An 18,494-nucleotide genomic window follows, 5' to 3' on the forward strand; every position below is an offset into this window, starting at 1 on the left:
GTATTCCGGGCGGTCGCCGGGGTCAGCCGCCGGCGATGTCGCGCGCCAGCTCCCGGGCCTCGGGCAGGGTGAACTTCCCGGAGATCTGCGTTTCCCCGCCGGTGATGGCGGACTGGATCGTCGGCGCGGTCAGAACGCGGCTCTTGAGCACCATCGCGACCTGTTTGCCGACGTTCGCGGCGGTCCAGTCGGCCCACGTCTTCGCGCCCGCGGTGGTGAAGCTGAGCTCGATGATCGAGCCCGCCGATCGGGGATCGACTTGCGCGTTCGTCCGGCTGAGGTCGGCTCCGGTGAGGAACGCCGGACCGAGCAGGTACTTCGTGCCCTGAACGCGGTCGCAGCTGACCAGGGGAAGCGCCGGATCGTCGCGGCCGTCCAAGGGGTCCGGCCCCTTCGCACAGTCCAGCGCCGCCGCGGCGGCCTGCTGCTCGGCGGGATCCGTGCTCTGCCGGTTCGTCGCCGAGCCGGTCGCCGGGCCCGGCGGGAGCTCGGCCACGACCGGCCGGAACCGCAACCGGGATCCGTCTTTGATCACGAATCCGTCACCATCGGGCTCGGGACGGCCGGAAACGTCGGCCTGACACCCGGTGAGACCGAGCAGGACGAGGGCAGCCGCAACGCAAAGGGTTCGCACGGACGACATTCTGTCGCGTTCAGCGTCCTCGCGTGGGGGAAATCAGCTTCGTCGCCGGACAGTCCGCTCGAGAATCCCGAGGGTGGCCTTGAGCGCGGACTCGGGGACGACGGGGAAGGTGAGGCGCTCCTTCCACTCCTCGTCGACTTCCGACCAGTCGTAGTACGACGTCACGAGAGTGCCGCCCTCGGCGGGCTCCAGCCGGTAGCCGTAGATGTGGCGGGCGTGCGGCCGGATCCGGCCCTCCACCGTCCAGGCGATCTCCTCGTCCGGGTTGAGCTTGGTGATGACGACCTCGACGTCGTACTTGCCGAGCGGCACGTCCCCGAGCGCTTCCCGGTCCATGTGGACCCGGAACCGGTCACCCGCCTTCTCGACGCGCTCCCCTTCCGCGTCGAGAAGCATTCCCGAGGCGTCGATGTCCACGTGGCCCTTCGGGTCGCTCAGGACCGCGAAGATCGCGTCCGCGGACGCGGGGATCAGCCGGGAAACCTCGACGCGCTCGGCACCCGGCGTTTCCGCCGTGGCGATCAGGACCGCGCGGCCGAGAACGTGCGAGGCCATCGTGAAGCCGAGGAAGGCGGGCGTGGCGTCGGCCGGGACGCCGAGCGTTTCGACATCGAGGGCGTGCACCACGACGAAGTAGCGGTGCACGCCGTGCCCGGCAGGCGGAGCGGCGCCGAGGAAGCGGGCGACACGGGCGTCGTTGAGCACCTGGAAGGCACCTTCGGGCAGCCCCGATCCGCTGTCATCGCTGGCGCCTTCGGGCAACTCGGTGACGGTGGCGGGGATGTCGGCGACCGCCCAGTGCCAGAAACCGGAGCCGGTGGGAGCGTCGGGGTCGTAGACGGTGACGGCGTAACTCTTGGTGCCCAGCGGGGCACCGCTCCAGCTCAGCTGCGGTGAAACGTCTTTCCCGGCCCACTGATCGGGCGACCAGGAAGCACCGTCGGCGACAGAGGTACTGGTGACGACGAAGGAAGCCGCCTCGGGCAGGCGGGCGAAAGGGTCGTTGACGGTGGTCATGAATCGACCATAACACAGATAATCGATTATCTACCGGTTCGTCTATACTTCGTCGATGCCCCCAGCTTCGCCGTCGCCGGACAAGCAGATGCTCTCCGAGCAGGTGTACACCCGCCTGCGGGACGCGATCATGCGCGGCGACCACGCCCCCGGCGCCGCGCTGAAACCGCAGGATCTCGCCAAGGAACAGGGCGTGAGCCTCGCCGTCGTCCGTGAGGCCCTCGTGCGCGTGGTCGGCGACGGCCTCGCCGACAGGCTGCCCAACCGGGGCTTCGCCGTGCCGGCCTTCTCCGATCGCCGCTGGCAGGAGATCACCGAGGCCCGCCGGACCATCGAACCGCTCGTGCTGCGCCTCTCCATCGAACGGGGCGACCTCGATTGGGAGGCCCGCGTCCGGGCCGCTCATCACCGGTTGAGCCGTACGCCGCCGTTCGTGCCGGAAGAGGGCGAGTACATCAGCGGGGCGTGGTCCGAAGCGCACCGCGTCTTTCACCGCACCCTGCTGGAGGGCTGCGGAAACCCCGTCCTGCTGGAGACCTTCGACCGGATGTGGACCGCGAGCGAACTGGCTCGCCGCTGGGCGGCGCACCGCGCGCCCGGCCGGGACCATCACGCCGAACACCGCCTGCTGGAGGAACTGACACTGGCCCGCGACGCCGACGCGGCGGAAGACGCGCTGACCCGGCATCTCACGCAGACCGCGGCCGCGCTGGCCGACGGGACGTAGCGAACCGCTCGTGAGTGCCAAGGACAGTTGGAGCCAAAGGGTTTAGGTACCTGCTGCTTGTGACTGGAGCCGGGCGCAGGTCCGTGAAGGCCTCCTTGCCTACCCTGAAGGTAGTGAAGGAGGCCTTCACGGACTACGTGATCGCCTTCTGCAGCCTCGGCGATACCGCCGGCCCCACCACGCGCGCCCACTGTCGGAAAATCACCCATATCGCTCTACCCAGGTAATCACATCGGGTGTTTGCTGTCTCACAGAACGTCGCCAATCGACGCTTTGGGGGCAAGCCGATGTCCTTCCGTTGGGTACTCCGACTCATTCCGGTGACGCTGCTCGCGACCGCGGTGGCGGTCGCCATCCCCGCACCGGCGACAGCGGCGGCCGACTCCCCGCCTCTCGCGAAGGTGTGGCCGACACCCCAGCAGACGACGCCGCGGCCAGGACAGGTGACCATCCCGCGCACCGTCGTCGAGGTCGTCGGCCGGGACACCGATCCGTCCGCGCTCGCCGTCGTGGATCAGGTGCTCCGCGCCGCGGGTGCGAGCACCATCGTCAAGCTCACCGACGGCGACCGGGCCGCCGTCGACCGGGAGCGCGGCAACGGCGGGCTCGTCGTCTTCGTCGGTGGCCCCACCGAAAGCCGGGCGACCGCCCTCGCGCTCGCCGCGCTCCGCGTCCAGGGGCCGGACGGCCTGCCTCGCGGGGGTTACGTCCTCGCCGCCGACCGTGGCGTGATCGCGCTGTCCGGTGTGGACACTTCGGGCACGTTCTACGCCGCGCAGTCGTTCCGGCAGCTTTTCGCGTCCGGCAAGAGCCGCGCCTTCAGCATGCGCGACTGGCCCGCGGCGCCGCTGCGCGGGGTGATCGAAGGCTTCTACGGGGCACCGTGGTCACACGCCGACAGGCTGGCGCAACTGGACTTCTACGGCCGCACCAAGCAGAACATCTACGTCTACTCCCCCAAGGACGACCCGTTCCTGCGAGCCCGCTGGCGCGACCAGTACCCGCCCGAGCAGCTCGCGGTGCTCTCGCAGCTGGTGGCCCGCGCCACCGCGAACCACGTCGAATTCACCTATGCCCTCTCCCCCGGTCTTTCGGTGTGCTACTCCTCGGACACCGACGAGGCCGCGCTGGTCACGAAGTTCCAATCCCTGTGGGACATCGGGGTGCGGTCGTTCGCGATCCCGCTCGACGACATCTCCTACACCCGCTGGAACTGCGACGCCGACGCCGCGAAGTTCGGCACCGGCGGCGCGGCGGCGGGTGCCGCGCAGTCGTTCCTGCTCAATCGGGTGCAGCAGGACTTCATCGCCACCCATCCCGGTGTCGAGCGGTTGCAGACCGTCCCGACCGAGTACTACGACCTCGCCGACTCGCCGTACAAGACCGCGCTGCGCACCCAGCTCGACAAGGCGGTGATCGTCGAATGGACCGGCGTCGGCGTGATCGCCGGGCAGATCACCGAGAAGCAGGCCCGGGAGGCGAAAGAGGTCTTCGGACACGACATCCTCATCTGGGACAACTACCCGGTCAACGACTACATCACCGAACGGCTGCTGCTCGGCCCGTACATCGGCCGCGAGCCCGGGGTCGCGAAGTTCCTCTCGGGGATCACCGCGAATCCGATGGTGCAGGCCGAGGCGTCCAAGATCGCCGAATTCACCTCGGGTGACTTCCTGTGGAACCCGGAGGCGTACGACCCCGACAAGTCGTGGCTCGCCGCCATCGCCGATCTCGCCGGTCCGTCCGCGCCGGCGTTGAAGGTGTTCGCGGAGAACAACTATTCGAGTCTGCTCGTCCGGCTCGACACCGGGAAGCCGGACCTCGATTCCCCGGTACTGCGCCCGTTGCTCGCCGCGTTCTGGGCCGCGCTGGAGAAGAAGGATCCTTGGGACGCCGCCGCGAAACTGGATCGCTATCTCACCGCGATGGCCGCCGATCCCGACGACCTGCGCCGCGGCATGGCGTCGAATCCGAAGTTCCTCGCCGAAGTCGGACCGTGGCTCGACCAGGTCGGTCTCTACGGTCAAGCAGGCGGGCACGCGGTGAAAATGCTGCTGGCACAGTACGACGGTGACGGCGCGAAGGCGTGGGCGGAACGCGGGGAGCTCGTCGCCGCGCTCGAGAAGGCGCAGGACATCCGCGTCCAGACCGCCCGGGGGCCGCGCAACCCGAGCACCTGCACGGACGTCTGCGTGCCGTTCCTCAACAGCGCGCTCGCCACGGCCGACCGCTGGTTCGGCCTGCCGGGAATCCGGCCGCAGCCGACGACGTCACTGGGGACCTACACCGACAACGTGCCCGCCCGGATGGTCGACGGCGACCCCGAGACCTACTACTGGAGCGACTGGGCTCCCCGCGTCGGCGACACCATCGGCGTCGACCTCGGCACCGCGCAACGGGTGTCCCATGTCGACATCACGATGGGCAAACCGACCAGCCCGGACGACTTCGTCCACAACGGTGTCCTCGAATACTCCGCCGACGGCAAGCAGTGGACGGCGGTGAAGACGGTCACCGAGCCCGTGCTCTCGGCGGACCTACCCGAGGGCGCGCAGGCTCGGTTCGTACGCGTGCGGATAGCCGGCACGCAGCCCTTCTGGGTCGTGGTCCGGGAGTTCACGGTGTCCACACCGGACAGTCCGAAGTACGCCGTGACCGGGACACCGGCGGGATCGAACCTCGCCGCGGCCGCGGACAACAACGCGGATTCGGTGTACACGGCGGCATCGGCGCCGGTATCCGGTGACGCGCTCGTCGTCGCGGCCGCCACGCCTGTGCCGGTGGGCGAGGTCGTCGTCCTGGCCGCGGAAGCCGGGGCGGGTGCCGACGTCCAGGTCGCGGACGCGGCGGGTGGCTGGCGGACGATCGGCAGAATGACAGGCGGCTACACGGAACTGCCCGCTCAGGACGTCGTGACCGATCGAGTCCGGCTCCTCTGGACGCCGGGAGGCGCGGCGCCGAAACTCGCCGAGGTGGTCATCCGCGGCTCAGTTCCCGCGCCGACGTCGTGACCGCGTCCAGCACGTCCGGGATCGGCGCGACCCCGAGACCCGGCCCTGCCGGGACGGTCAGGTTCCCGTCCCGCAGGACGAACGGTTCGGTGATGTCGGTTTCGTAGTACCGGTCCGAGGCGGAGACGTCGCCGGGAAGGGTGAAGTTCGGCAGCGCGGCGAGCGCGAGGTTGCCCGCCCGGCCCAGCCCGGTTTCGAGCATTCCGCCGCACCACACCGGGACACCGGCCGCGGCGCAGACGTCGTGGATGCGGCGTGCCTCGAGGTAGCCGCCAACGCGGCCGGGTTTCACGTTGACGATCCGGCAGGCGCCCAGCGCGATGGCGTCGGCGGCGGACCGGGCCGACACCACGGATTCGTCGAGGCAGATCGGGGTGCGGAGGCCCCGAGCGAGGGCCGCGTGGCCGAGCAGGTCCTCTTCGTCGAGCGGTTGCTCGATCAACAGCAGCTCGAAGTCGTCGAGGCGGGCGAGGTGGCGGACGTCGGCGCGGGTGTAGGCGGCGTTCGCGTCGACCTGCAGAAGCAGCTCGTCGCCGAATCTCTCCCGGACCGCCCGCACCGGTGCGACGTCCCAGCCGGGTTCGATCTTGAGTTTGATCCGCCGGTACCCCTGCGCCAGGTAACCCGCGACGGCGTCGGTCAGTTCCGGCACCGAGTCCATGATCCCCACCGAAACGCCGCTCGGGACACTGGTGGCGGTGGCGCCCAGACCGGCCGCGAAAGACAGGCCATGGCCGCGGAGTTCGGCGTCCAGGACCGCCATCTCCAGCGCGGCCTTCGCCATCCGATGGCCTTTGACCCCGGCGAGGAGCGGCGCGACGGTCTGCGCGGTCACGTTTCCGGCGGCCAGCAAGGGCGGCACCAGATGTCGCATAAGGACGTCTTCGGCCCCCTCGACGTACTCCGAGGAGTAGCTGGCGTCGGCTCCGGCGACGCATTCTCCCCAGCCGTCGCCGTCCGGTGTGGTCACCTGCACCAAGAGCGCGACACGTTCGTACTCGATGCCCAGGGAAGTGCGGAACGGACTGACCAGCGGCAGGGCGATGCGCCGGAGTGCGACGCGTTCGATCCTCATCGTCCCTCGCTTCGGTTGAGAACGTAGCCGCACGCGCCCCGGTCGAAGCCGGTCAGCCGGGCGCCGTCCGCCAGCAGCGCGCCCAGGGTGTCGCGGACCGCCAGCCGCCAGTCCCGCGCGATCGACGGCTTCCGGGTGCGGAGAAGCTCGATGTCCGGCGGGATGGCGATCAGGACCGTTCCCCCTCTCGTCGACCGGGGAACCGGCCGATCGTCCTCGATGTCCAGCAATACCCGCGGAACCGGTCCACCGGAATCAGGCAGGGCGTCCTCGTCGCAGGCGGCTCTGGCCCGTTCCCCGCGCAGGTCCCAGCGCAGCATGAGGCGGTCCGACTCGTCGTCGTTGTTCAGCCCGTCGGACAGCGGTCCGTAGTAGTCGGGCAGGTACTCCTCCGCCGTGCCACCGAGTTTGCGCAGGTTGAAGTGTGCGTTGCGGGCGACGAGCGGATCGAAGGTCCAGCTGATCCGGTCGGCGCCGTTCTCGAGGACGTGCGCCCGCTGATCCAGTTTGAGGGCGAAGCCGATGTCGCGGCCGCGGGCCTCGGAGTGGACGCCCGCGATGTGGCTGTGCATCCCGGCCCGCCCGGGCGGGCCCCACAAGCCGATACAGGCGCCGAGAAGCCGATCTTCGTCGAACGCGCCCGCCACGTAACTCCCGGCGTCGGCCATCGCCTTGACGACGTCCGCGGCGATCGGCGGATGGTCCGGACCGGTCCGCCACACCTCGCAGAGGAACCGTTCGCAAGCGAAAGCGCTCGCCATCGATTCCAAGGCCACTATCCGGACACCGGACTTCTCGGCGGCCTTCGCCGCGCTCGTCCGCGCGCTGAGATCCACAAGTTTGCATCTTCGACCAACGAATGGGTGACCTTACAGGCATCGCGATCATCGTTCAGGTCGAGTTCGGACAAGCGTTGTCTCCTGTCCGCGTAACGGATTCCTAAGATCACTTGGTTGAGTGACATGACCCTCGGATGGGGCAGTCACCGCCGTCACGCTCCGCTCAGACCCGGGGTCCCGTTGACGGACGCGGCCGCCAACGCACTGACCGAAGTGGCCCGGCGACTTGACCGGGACCTCTCCCTGTCTTCCACGACCTTCGGCCGCACGGGCGTCGCCGTCCACGCCTACAACGTCTCCGACGGCTCCGCCGGGCCCGTCGCGCACGCGTGGATCGGCTCCCCCGGCCTCCTGTCCGTCGAGCTGCGCTGCCCGCCGGGCGACCTCTGGGAGCGCGCCGCTCCGGCCGTCGCGGAGATGCACGCCGAACTGCTGGGCACAATGCTGACCGATCCGGCGGTGGACCTCGGCCAGGCCGACGGGCTCTCCGCGGCCACGAAAGCGGCGGTGCTCGGCCCGCTCGCCGGGACCGAGGTCGACCACGGTCCCTATCTCAGTGTCCCGGAGCGGATCCGCTCGGTCGCCCGGGCCACGCCGGACACCGTGGCGGTGTACGCCGCCGACGGAACGCTGACCTACGAACGATTCCTCAGTCACGCCGACGCGCTGGCCGTCCGGATCCGTGCGGTGACAAAGGAAAACGGGGCTTTGATCCCCGTCCTCGTCGCGGACGGCCTGGCGCTGCCGGTGTCCTGGGCGGCCGCGATGATCGCCGGGATCGGGTACGTGCCCGTCGACCCCCACTGGCCCACGGGCCGGATCGCGCAGGTCCTCGACCTGCTCGACGCTCCCGTGGTGCTGTGCGCCGACGTGGCGGCGGTACCCGCAGCCCACCGCGATCGGGCGATCCCCGTCGATCTCGCCGAAGCCGGAGAACCCGATGACCTGCCCGGCCCAGGACCGGACGACGTCGTCTACGGCGTGTACACCTCCGGCACGACCGGGACACCCCTGTGCGCGGTCAACCTGCACCGGGGCCTGACGAACCGGCTGGCGTTCATGGACCGCTGGTTCGGCCCGCCCGCCGTCCGCGAAGTGGTCCTGCAGAACACCCGGCACACGTTCGATTCCGCGTTCTGGCAGCTCTTCTGGCCGCTGACCACCGGCGGCGCGACGGTGGTGCCCGCCGCCGGTGACCACCACGACCTGCAGCACACGATCGACCTCATCGAAGCCCACGAAGTGACCGTCACGGACTTCGTGCCCGCGGTTCTGAGCGCGCTGCTGACCCTGCTGCGACAACGGCCGTCCACCGTCGGCAGGCTGCGTTCGCTGCGCCACCTCGTGGTCGGTGGCGAACAGATCAACCCACTCGACGTCCACCGCCTGCGGGAACTCCTGCCGGGGCTGCGGATCAGCAACGCCTACGGCCCGTCCGAAGCCTCCATCGGCATGATCTTCCACGAGGTCGACGCCTGCGACGGAGATGTCGTGCCGTTGGGGCGGCCGATCGACAACTGCGTCGCGATCGTCGTCGACGTCGACGGGCGGCCGCTGCCTCCCGGCGCCACCGGCGAGATCGTCATCGGCGGCGCGTGCGTCGGCATCGGCTACCACGGCGAACCCGGCCGCACCGCCGAACGCTTCTTCAGTTCCCCGACGTCCGGCCGCATGTACCGCACCGGCGACCTCGGACACGTCGACGCCGCGGGCAGGTTCCACTTCGGTGGGCGCATCGACCACCAGCTCAAGATCGACGGAATGCGGGTCGAGCCCGGCGAGATCGAGACGGCCGCTTTGGCCTGCGACGGAGTGCTGCAAGCGGCGGCGCTCGTCGTGGACCGTGAACTCGTGCTCGTGACCACCGGGACGGCGAGCTCCCGGGCGGTCCTCTCCCACCTGCGGGGCAAGCTGCCCCGAGGCAGCCTGCCGCGGCGCGGAGTGGTCGTCGAAGAGATGCCCTTGACCGCGGCGGGCAAGATCGATCGTCGCCGCCTGGCGACCCTGGCGGAGCGGCCCGCGGATCCGGCTTCCGACACCGGCGCCGATCCCGTGCTCGCCGTCCTGCGCACCGTGTTGCGGTACCCCGGTTTCACCGCCGATGACGACTTCTTCGCCGCCGGAGGCAACTCGCTGCAGGCCGTCGCGGCCGTGGTCGAGCTGAGCGACCGGTTCGGAGTGGACGTCGGGGTGCGCGATCTCGCCGGCCATCCCACGGCGGCCGGTCTGCGTGACCTGATCGCCCGGCGCGACCGTGTTCCGGCCTCGTCGGATCTGGTCGCCGCCGACCTCGCCAGCCTCAGCACGGCGCGGACACCGTTGCGTGACAAGCGGGATCGGCCGCCGCGCACGGTCCTGCTGACCGGCGCGACGGGGTTCGTGGGTGCCCGGCTGCTGCACGAACTGCTCGCGAGCACCGATCTGACGGTGCGCTGCCTGATCCGCGGCCGCGACGATTCCCACGCACGGCAACGTCTTCTGACTGCGCTCGCCGCACAACAGCTGGAGCACGACGGCCACGCCACGCGGATCGCCGTCGTCGCCGGTGACCTCGCCAGACCCGGTTTCGGGCTGACTGCTCCCCGGTGGCGATCCCTCGCCGAAGAGTGCGACCTGGTCATCCACGCCGGTGCCCTGGTCAACCTGCTCTACGACTACCGCATGCACCGCGAGCCGAACGTGCTCGGCACGGCGGAGGTGATCCGCTTCGCCCGCGCCGCGGGCGGCATCCCGCTGCACTACGTCTCGACGCTCGGCGTGCTGTACGACCACGCCCTGCGCACCGGCCGTCCGGTACCCGAAGACGTCGACATCACCGCCGTGACCCCGCCGTCGAGCGGGTACAGCCTGTCCAAATGGGCGGGTGAGCGGCTCGTCGACGCCGCCGTCGACCTTCCGGTGACGGTGCTGCGCCTCGGCGAGGTCATGCCCGCGACGGACGTCGCCGTCCCCAATTCGGCGGCGCTGACCCACCTGCTGCTCACCGCCTTCGAGCGGCTCGGAACGGTGCCCGCGGCGGCGATCCGGTCGGACTACAGCCCGGTCGACACGGTGGCGCGGATCGTCGTCGAGGCCGTCCAGGACCCGACGGTGCTGGGGCGCGCCTTGCACGTCTATCGCGAGGGCAGCGTGCGGTTCGACGAGCTGCCCGTGGGCGCGGATCGGGTGTCCTGCCTGCGTTTCCTCGCCGGTCTGCGGTCCGCGGCGGCGACCGGTGACGTCGAGCTGGGTCTGCTGCTGGCGATCGTCGAACACCGCGCCGGCGGGCGAGCCACCGAGGACGCCGTCCGCGAGGTGCTCGAGAACCTGTTGCAGGACAACCCGGCACTGTTCACCACTTCCGCCACCCGGCCGAAGGAACCCGCCAGTGCTTGAGAGGAATGAGACGCGGATGCGGCAACGCACCATGGGACGGCTCGGCTGGAAGGTCGGCGAAGTCGGCTACGGCATGTGGGGAATCGGCGGTGGTCCCGGCGGGTTCACCGGCTGGAACTACGACATCGCGCCGGACGCCCTCGACCTCGCCGTCGAACTGGGCTGCACCTTCTTCGACACCGCCTGGGTCTACGGGCGCGGCAAGTCCGAGAGCCTGCTCGGCGAACTGCGCCGCCGCCGTCCCGGCGCCGAGATGCGGCTGGCCACCAAGGTCCCGCCGCTGAATCGCGAATGGCCGCCGCGCCCGCAGGACACCCTCGAAGACGTCTTCCCCGTCGATCACGTCCTCGACTACACCCGTCGCAGCCTGGACAACCTCGGTGTCGACAAGATCGACCTCCTGCAGTTCCACGTCTGGGAAGACCGCTGGGCCGCCGAACCCGGCTGGCAGCGGGTCGTCACGCGGCTCAAGGACGAGGGCCTGATCGACGGTTTCGGCATCAGCGTCAACCGGTGGGAGCCGTCGAACTGTTTCGCCGCCCTCGACACCGGCCTGGTCGACGCGATCCAGGTCATTTACAACATCTTCGACCAGGCCCCCGAGGACGAACTCTTCCCCCGCGCGCTCGAAGAGGACATCGCGATCATCGCGCGGGTGCCGTTCGACGAAGGATCGCTGACCGGGAACCTGAACGCCGACACCGCTTTCCCGCCCGAAGACTGGCGGGCCGTCTACTTCGGACCGGAGAACCTGCCGCCCACGATCGACCGGGTCGACGCGCTCCGGGACCTGGTCCCCGACGGCATGACCATGCCGGAACTGGCGCTGCGGTTCATCCTGCACCACCCAGCCGTCTCAGCGGTGATCCCGGGGATGCGCCGTCCCGAGCACGTGCGGTCGAACCTGGCGGTCTCCGGAACCGCGCCGTTGCCGCCGGAGCTGATCGACGCGCTGCGCGCCCATCGCTGGGACCGGAAACCCACGCACTGGTCGATGTGAATACCGAGGAGAACCGGTGACCCGAACCCACGAGCCGCCACTGTCCACAGTGGAAGGCGACGTCTGGTCGTCCGTGGCGGCGCAGGCCGTCCGGACGCCGCATGCCGTGGCGCTCGCCGACACCGACGGCGAGCTGGACTACGAAGCCCTTGTCGGCATGGCCGCCGGGACGGCGGACAGGCTGGCCGAAGCCGGGGTGCGGCCGGGCGACCTGGTCGGGATCCGGCTGCCGCGCGGCAGGGACGCGATCGTGGCGATCCTCGCGGTGCTGCGGGCCGGAGCGGGCTACGTGCCGCTGGACCCGGCCTATCCGGAAGCCCGGCTGGCCATGATGGTCGAGGAGACCCGGCCCAGCGCGCTGATCACGGGCGATGGGGTGTCCCCTCTCGAGGGCGGCGTACCGCGGCAGGATCCCGCGTACGTCATCTTCACCTCGGGTTCGACGGGCCGTCCGAAGGGCGTCCTGATCGGCCGCCGGTCGCTGCGTGACTTCACCGGCGCTTTCGCGGACAGGTTCGCCTTCGCCCCAGGCGACCGGATCCTGCAGTTCGCGTCGCTGAGCTTCGACACCAGCGTCGAGGAGATCTTCTGCCCGCTGATCCGCGGGGCCACCCTCGTCCTGCGCGACGACGACATGATCAGCAGGCCGGACCTGTTCTTCGAGCGTTGCGGCGCGCTCGGGATCACGGTGCTGGACCTGCCGACGGCGTATTGGCACGAGCTGGTCGCCGCGCTCGACCGCGGCGAGACCTCCGTTCCGGTGGGCGTGCGCTGCGTGATCATCGGCGGGGAGACGGCGCGGCCCGACGCGGTGCGCCGGTGGCAGGCCGCGGTCGGCGGCGTGACCCGGCTGTTCAACAGTTACGGGCCGACCGAGACCACGGTGGGCGCCACGGCGACGGACGTGACCGAATGGTCGGGCGATGTGGTCCCGATCGGCGTCCCGCACCCCGGCGTGACCTGCCGGATCGGTGACGACGGCGAGCTGCTGATCGGCGGCATCGGCGTGGCCGAGGGCTATCTGAACCGGCCGGAGCTGACCGCCGAACGCTTCGTGACGACGCCCGGCCACGGCCGCGAGTACCGCACGGGCGACCGGGTCCGCTGGTCCGATGACGGACAGCTGGAGTTCCTCGGGCGGCTCGACGACCAGGTCAAGATCCGGGGCCACCGGGTGGAACCGGCCGAGGTGGAAGCCGCCCTCCGGCAGCTCGACGGCGTCACCGACGCCGTCGTCCTCGTCGACGACAAGACCGGCAGGGCCCGGCTGATCGGCCACCTGGTCACCGGCACGACCGACCTCGCGGCCGTCCGGAACGCGCTCGGCGACGTCCTGCCCGCCCATCTCATCCCGGCCGTCCTGCTCCGGCATCCCCGGTTTCCGCTGACACCGCAAGGAAAGATCGACAAGACCGCGCTGGCGGCGGAGGTTCCGCCCGAGCACGGCCACGACAGTGCGCTCACCGCGGACGAAAGATCCGCGGCCGCGCTGTTCGAAGAGATCCTCGGCGGCGCCGTCACCGGCACGGCCGACGATTTCCTTTCCCTCGGCGGTGATTCGCTGGACGCTGTCCGGCTCATCGCCGCCCTGCGCGTGCGGCACGGCGCGGAGCTGACCCTCACCCGGTGGTACGCGGATCCGACCGTCGCCGCGCTCGCCGAAGTCATCGCCGGAGCGACAGGGGCGACCGAAACCACCGTCGCCGGACTGGCCGAGGGGGTCCCGCACCCGCTGAGCCCGATGCAACGCGACTACTGGATCGCCGAACAGCTGTGCGCCGAACTTCCCGTCTACACCTTGGGAATCCGGTACCGCTGGGCCGAAGCGGTCGACGTCGCCGCGCTGACCGCCGCCCTCGCCGAACTGTCGCGGCGGCATCCGCTGCTGAGAGCGCGTTTCCCCGACGACGGCACCGAACCGAGCATGGTCATCGAGCCCGCGGCCACGATTCCGCTGACCCTCGGCGAGCCGGATCGCGACGGCATCGACTACCGGCACGGCCCGGTCGCGCACGCGTTCCTCGACGAGGACGAACTCGTCCTGATCGTGCACCACCTCGCCTTCGACGGCTGGTCCGCGGGCGTGCTCGGCCAGGAACTCGCCGCGCTGTATTCAGGCGCCGATCCGGCACCGGCCGTCCCCGTGCCCGATCTCGCCGCCCGTGCCGCCCGGGCGAAGGCCGACCGGCCGCTCGTCTCGTACTGGCGGGACCGGTTCGACGGCGCCGATCTCGACCTCGAACTCCCCGCCGACCGGCCTCGTCCGGCGGCCCGCACCTACGCCGCCGAACGGGTCACCCGGCGGATCGACCCCGCTCTGCTGGACCGGCTGCGGTCGTACGCCGGTGAACAGCGGGCGAGTCTGTTCATGGTGGTCCTGGCCGGCCTGCAAACCGTTCTGCGGCGGTACACCGGCCACACCGACGTCACCGTGCTGTCCCCGGTGGCGGGGCGGTCGGCGGGCGAACTGGCGTCGCTGATCGGCCCGGCGTTGAACGTCCTGCCGCTGCGCGGCGACGTGACGGGTGAGCCGTCTTTCGCCGAGCTCGTCGCGCGAGTGCGGGACGCCGTCCTGGGCGACCTGGACCACCAAGAGCTGGCATTACCCGATCTGGTGACCGCGCTGGCCGGAGCCAAGCGGTTGAGCCCGGTGATGCTGACGGTGCACAACACCCCGGCGCCCGGTGATCCGCTCCTGCGCTACACGGGCGAGTTGCCGCCGTCCGCCACGATGGTCGATCTGGCGATCGGGCTCGATTTCCCCGCCGACGGCGCGGCCCTGAACGCCGACTACGCCACCGAACTCTTCGAGGGCGCGCGAATCGAGGCGATCCTCGACCACCTGCTGACCCTGCTGGACGCGGCGACCTCCGGCACGAGCACGCCGATCACCCGGCTCCCGATGCTCACCGACGTCGAGCGCGGTCGCATCGTGGACGACTGGAACGACATCGTCGCTCCGGTACCGGACGCGATCGCCGTGCACCAGCTGTTCGAGCGGCACGCCCTCGCGACACCCGACGCGCCAGCGCTCACCGTAGGCCGCGACACCGTCAGCTACGCCGAGCTCAACCACCGGGCCAACCGGCTGGCCAGGCGACTGCGCGACGAGGGTGTGCGGCCCGGCCATCGGGTGGCGATCACCCTGGACCGCGGCACCGCGCTCTTCACCGCGATGTGGGCGGTGCTCAAGGCGGGCGGCGCGTACGTACCGCTGGATCCGGCCTATCCCGCCGATCGCCTCGAGTACATGTTGACCGACAGCGGACCGACGGTCGTCATCGACGCGGATTACCTCGTCGGTGAGCTCCCCGCCGACGGTACCGATCTGCCGCCGGTCACCACCTCGGATGATCCGGCGTACGTCATCTACACCTCGGGATCCACCGGCAGGCCCAAGGGAGTCGTGGTCACGCACGGAAACCTGGTGCACGCGGCGGGGATGTGGCAGCAGGCCTACCGGCTCCGTCCTGAATGGACATACCTGCAAGCGGCCAGTTTCTCCTTCGACATGTTCGTGGGCGAGACCCTGCGGGCGCACCTCAGCGGCGGCCGTCTGGTCGTCGCACCCCGCGAAACGCTGCTCGATCCCGCCGATCTCCTCGCGCTGATGAAGACCGAGCGGGTGAACTGCTCCGAACTCGTGCCCGCGGTGCTGCGGGCGCTGCTCGACCACACCGAACGCGGCGGGCAGGATCTCGGGTTCGTCGACCTGCTGATCGGTGGCGGCGAGAAGTGGCACGTCAAGGAATTCCGGCTCGCGAGGCAGCTCGTCGGGCCGGGCAACCGCGTCGTCAACTCCTACGGCGTCACCGAAGTCACCGTCGACAACGTCTGCTTCGAAGGCTCTGTCGACCATCTCGCCGACGACGCGCCACTGCCCATCGGACGCCCTTTCCCGAACAACCGGGTCTACGTCCTGGACGCCCACCGCCAGCCGGTGCCCGCGGGCGTCGTAGGCGAGTTGTACCTCGGCGGTCTCGGCGTCGTCCCCGGCTATCACGAACGGCCCGGGCTGACCGCGGACCGGTTCGTGCCGGACCCGTTCGCGCCCGGCGCCAGGATGTACCGCACCGGTGACTCGGCCCGGTTCCACCTCGACGGTACGGTCGATTTCCTCGGCAGGCTCGACGATCAGGTCAAGGTCAACGGCCACCGGATCGAACTCGGCGAGGTCGAAGCCGCCCTGGGCGCGCTGCCCGGGGTCGTGGCGTGCGCCGCCGCTCCTCATGGCTCGCAGCTCGTCGGCTACGTCGTGACCCGCGACGGGTCCGACGCCGACGAAGCCGTCTACCGGGAGACGCTCGCGGCGGGCCTGCCCCCGCAGATGGTCCCCGCCCGCATCCTGACCCTGCCCGCTCTCCCGCTGTCCCCCAACGGGAAACTCGACCGGCGCGCGCTGCCCGCGCCGTCCGGTGGCGGACCGCGATCCACCGGGACGGTGGCGAGGACCGACACCGAGAAGCGGATCGCCGCGGCGTGGTCGGACGTCCTCGGGGTCACCGATCCCGGCATCGACGACAGCTTTTTCGCCCTCGGCGGGGATTCCTTCGCCGCGCTCAAGGTCGTCCGGCGGATCGAGCCCTCCCCCAGCCTGGTCGAGCTGTACCAGCACGCCACCATCCGGCGGCTGGCCGCACATCTCGACGCGCGTTCGAGAGCAGAGCCCACCGAACGACGGCTGCTGCACCGGCTGACCGCGACGGACGCCGACCCGGCCCGCGGTGGGCGCACGGTCGTGGCGGTGCCCTACTCCGGCGGCAGCGCCGTCGCCTACCAGCCACTCGCCGACGCTCTCCCGGCGGGCTGGGCACTCCACGCGGCGGAACTCCCCGGCCACGACCGCTCCAGATCCGATGAGGAGCTGGAGCCGATCGACGTCGTTTCCGGCCGCATCGTGGAGGAACTGCGGTCGATCGACGGTCCGATCCTCCTTTATGGACACTGCCTCGGGGTCGCCCTCACCGTGGAGGTGGCACGACGTGCCGAAGCCGCCGGCCTGCCCGTGGCCGGAGTCGCCCTCGGCGCGGGATTCCCCACCGCGCGGCTGCCGGGGCGGTTCTTCGACTGGATCTACCGGCACGTCCCGGTGGACCGCTTCACCTCGGACCGCGAATACCTCGCGTATCTCCGTGCTCGCGGCGGCTTCACCGACCTCGACGACGACGGGCAGAAGGCCTTCGTGCTCCGCAACGTGCGCCACGACGCGCGCGACGCGGAGGAGTACTTCACCGCCGCGTATCGAGGGAGCTTCGAGCCGCTGAAGGCGCCGGTGCTCACCGTCGTCGGCGCGCGCGACCGGGTCACCGAGCATTACCAGGAACGTCGTCAGGAATGGCGGCATTTCACCGAAGGCGACGTCGGCCTCGCCGTCCTGCCGCACGCGGGACACTTCTTCCTCAAGAGCCACGCGGAACCGCTCGCCGAAGCGCTGGTCGAGTTCGTCTCCGAGCGGCCCGCCGCCGAGGAACCGGCGCCGGTCGTCAGCGCGGAGCCCGACCTGCGCAAGTTCGCGGTGGTCGCCTTCGGCCAGCTCCTGTCGATGGTCGGCAGCGGGCTGAGCACCCTGGTGCTGAGCATCTGGGTGTTCCAGCAGACCGGCTCGATCACGTCGTTCGCCCTGGTCAGCGCGATCGGCCTGCTACCCGGCATCGTGGCCGGGCCACTCGCCGGCGCCGTCGCCGACCGGTGGGACCGGCGCAAGGTCATGCTGGTGAGCGACAGCATGGCAGGGCTGTCGATGGCGGCACTGGCCTTCCTGATGCTGTCGGACGGCCTGCATCTCTGGCACGTCTATCTGGCCGTGACGGTGACTTCGGTGGCCGGCGCGTTCCAGCGGCCCGCCTATCTCGCGGCCGTCGCCCAGCTGGTCCCGAAGCGCTATCTCGGTCACGCCGGTGGAATCGGGCAACTCGGTGTCGGCGTCGGGCTGGTGTTCTCCCCCATGCTCGGGGCCGCGCTGATCGGCCCGATCGGGATCAGCGGCGTGCTGCTCGTCGACATGGGCACCTTCGCCGCCGGTGCGCTCACCCTGCTGTTCGTCCGCTTCCCGAACCTCTTGTTCCGGCGGCGCGAGGAGAACTTCCGCACCGAGATCCGGACCGGCTGGCAGTTCATCACCCGCCGTCCCGGCCTGCGCGCCGCCCTCCGGTTCTTCGTCGTCGACCACGTCTTCTACACCCTGGGTTTCGCCGTGATCACGCCGATGCTGCTGGTGGAGCAACCTGCCTCGGTGCTGGGCATGGCGCTGGGCGCGGGCGGCGTCGGCGCGCTCACCGGCAGCGTCGTGATGGGTCTCTGGGGCGGGACCACCCGGCGCAGCCACGGAATGCTCATCGCGATGGGCGTCGGCAGCGTCGCGATGATCCTCGTCGGCCTCACCACTTCGCCCGCGCTGATCATCGCCGGCATGTTCCTCGTCGGCTTCGGCGAATCCCTCGCCGACGGCCACTGGATCGCGATCATCCAGGGCAAGGTCAACCTCGAACTCCAGGGCCGGGTCCTCTCCCTGTTCATCACCTTGATGATGCTGACCATGCCGCTGGGCTATCTCGTCGTCGGGCCGCTGGCCGAACGGTTCGTCCAACCGCTACTGGATTCCCCGGGCCGGGGCCTCGCCCTGCTGATCGTCCTCAGTGGACTGCTGCAGCTGGCGTGGGCCGTCCGCGGCTGGCTCAACCCCCGGCTCCGGCTGATCGAAGACGAGCTGCCCGACGCCGTCCCGCCCGCGAACATCGGCACGCGCGACGACCTGCAGCGCGAGGCCGACGAACTGCTCGCTGCCCACAATCGGTGAAGGGGAACGGT

General features: G+C 70.2%; 9 protein-coding genes. 5 read left to right on the plus strand and 4 right to left on the minus strand.

The window, feature by feature from the left end:
* Nucleotides 1-22: 22 nt before the first annotated feature.
* Nucleotides 23-634: a SecDF P1 head subdomain-containing protein gene (locus BKN51_RS16110; RefSeq protein ID WP_101613247.1), complete on the minus strand. Its 612-nt coding sequence runs from the start codon at nt 632-634 to the stop codon at nt 23-25.
* Between the two features lie 42 nt (nt 635-676).
* Entirely contained in the window at nt 677-1,660 is a 984-nt protein-coding gene (locus BKN51_RS16115) for a YbhB/YbcL family Raf kinase inhibitor-like protein (RefSeq protein ID WP_101608443.1), read from the minus strand.
* An 88-nt stretch (nt 1,661-1,748) separates the two neighbouring features.
* Here BKN51_RS16115 and BKN51_RS16120 point away from each other — a divergent pair, with 88 nt between their 5' ends.
* Both BKN51_RS16120 and BKN51_RS16125 read left to right on the plus strand, forming a co-directional pair.
* Nucleotides 1,749-2,387 carry a GntR family transcriptional regulator gene (locus BKN51_RS16120; RefSeq protein ID WP_174720545.1) on the plus strand — a complete coding sequence of 213 codons (639 nt, stop codon included), beginning with the start codon at nt 1,749-1,751 and terminating at the stop codon, nt 2,385-2,387.
* Between the two features lie 320 nt (nt 2,388-2,707).
* Nucleotides 2,708-5,398, plus strand: coding sequence for a beta-N-acetylglucosaminidase domain-containing protein (locus BKN51_RS16125; protein ID WP_233223136.1), 2,691 nt, complete (start codon nt 2,708-2,710; stop codon nt 5,396-5,398).
* On the opposite strand, the gene menC is transcribed toward BKN51_RS16125, so the two are convergent.
* Both menC and BKN51_RS16135 read right to left on the minus strand, forming a co-directional pair.
* Nucleotides 5,364-6,473 carry an o-succinylbenzoate synthase gene (gene menC / locus BKN51_RS16130; RefSeq protein ID WP_101608445.1) on the minus strand — a complete coding sequence of 370 codons (1,110 nt, stop codon included), beginning with the start codon at nt 6,471-6,473 and terminating at the stop codon, nt 5,364-5,366. The two genes, BKN51_RS16125 and menC, sit on opposite strands and share 35 nt — an antisense overlap.
* A complete protein-coding gene (locus BKN51_RS16135) occupies nt 6,470-7,309 on the minus strand; it encodes a hypothetical protein (RefSeq protein WP_101608446.1) in 840 nt (279 codons plus the stop codon). Before BKN51_RS16135 ends, menC begins: the two co-directional genes overlap by 4 nt.
* A gap of 126 nt (nt 7,310-7,435) precedes the next feature.
* Here BKN51_RS16135 and BKN51_RS16140 point away from each other — a divergent pair, with 126 nt between their 5' ends.
* Genes BKN51_RS16140 through BKN51_RS16150 form a run of 3 tightly spaced genes read left to right on the plus strand, consistent with a single transcriptional unit; the run spans nt 7,436 to nt 18,483 of the window.
* Nucleotides 7,436-10,687, plus strand: a complete 3,252-nt coding sequence (locus tag BKN51_RS16140; RefSeq protein ID WP_101608447.1) for a non-ribosomal peptide synthetase — start codon at nt 7,436-7,438, stop codon at nt 10,685-10,687.
* 16 nt (nt 10,688-10,703) lie between these two features.
* The gene (locus BKN51_RS16145; RefSeq protein WP_101608448.1) at nt 10,704-11,687 is read left to right on the plus strand and encodes an aldo/keto reductase; all 984 of its coding nucleotides are present in this window, start codon (nt 10,704-10,706) and stop codon (nt 11,685-11,687) included.
* Nucleotides 11,688-11,703: 16 nt separating this feature from the next.
* Nucleotides 11,704-18,483, plus strand: a complete 6,780-nt coding sequence (locus BKN51_RS16150) for a non-ribosomal peptide synthetase/MFS transporter (RefSeq protein ID WP_101608449.1) — start codon at nt 11,704-11,706, stop codon at nt 18,481-18,483.
* Nucleotides 18,484-18,494 lie beyond the last annotated feature (11 nt).

Source organism: Amycolatopsis sp. BJA-103 (genome assembly GCF_002849735.1).
Taxonomy (GTDB): Bacteria; Actinomycetota; Actinomycetes; order Mycobacteriales; family Pseudonocardiaceae; genus Amycolatopsis.

Coding starts and splice junctions, on each gene's coding strand:
- BKN51_RS16115 (WP_101608443.1), bottom strand. CDS start 1,660: ATGACCACCGTCAACGACCCTTTCGCCCGCCTGCCCGAGGCGGCTTCC.
- BKN51_RS16120 (WP_174720545.1), top strand. CDS start 1,749: ATGCTCTCCGAGCAGGTGTACACCCGCCTGCGGGACGCGATCATGCGC.
- menC (WP_101608445.1), bottom strand. CDS start 6,473: ATGAGGATCGAACGCGTCGCACTCCGGCGCATCGCCCTGCCGCTGGTC.
- BKN51_RS16140 (WP_101608447.1), top strand. CDS start 7,436: ATGACCCTCGGATGGGGCAGTCACCGCCGTCACGCTCCGCTCAGACCC.
- BKN51_RS16145 (WP_101608448.1), top strand. CDS start 10,704: ATGCGGCAACGCACCATGGGACGGCTCGGCTGGAAGGTCGGCGAAGTC.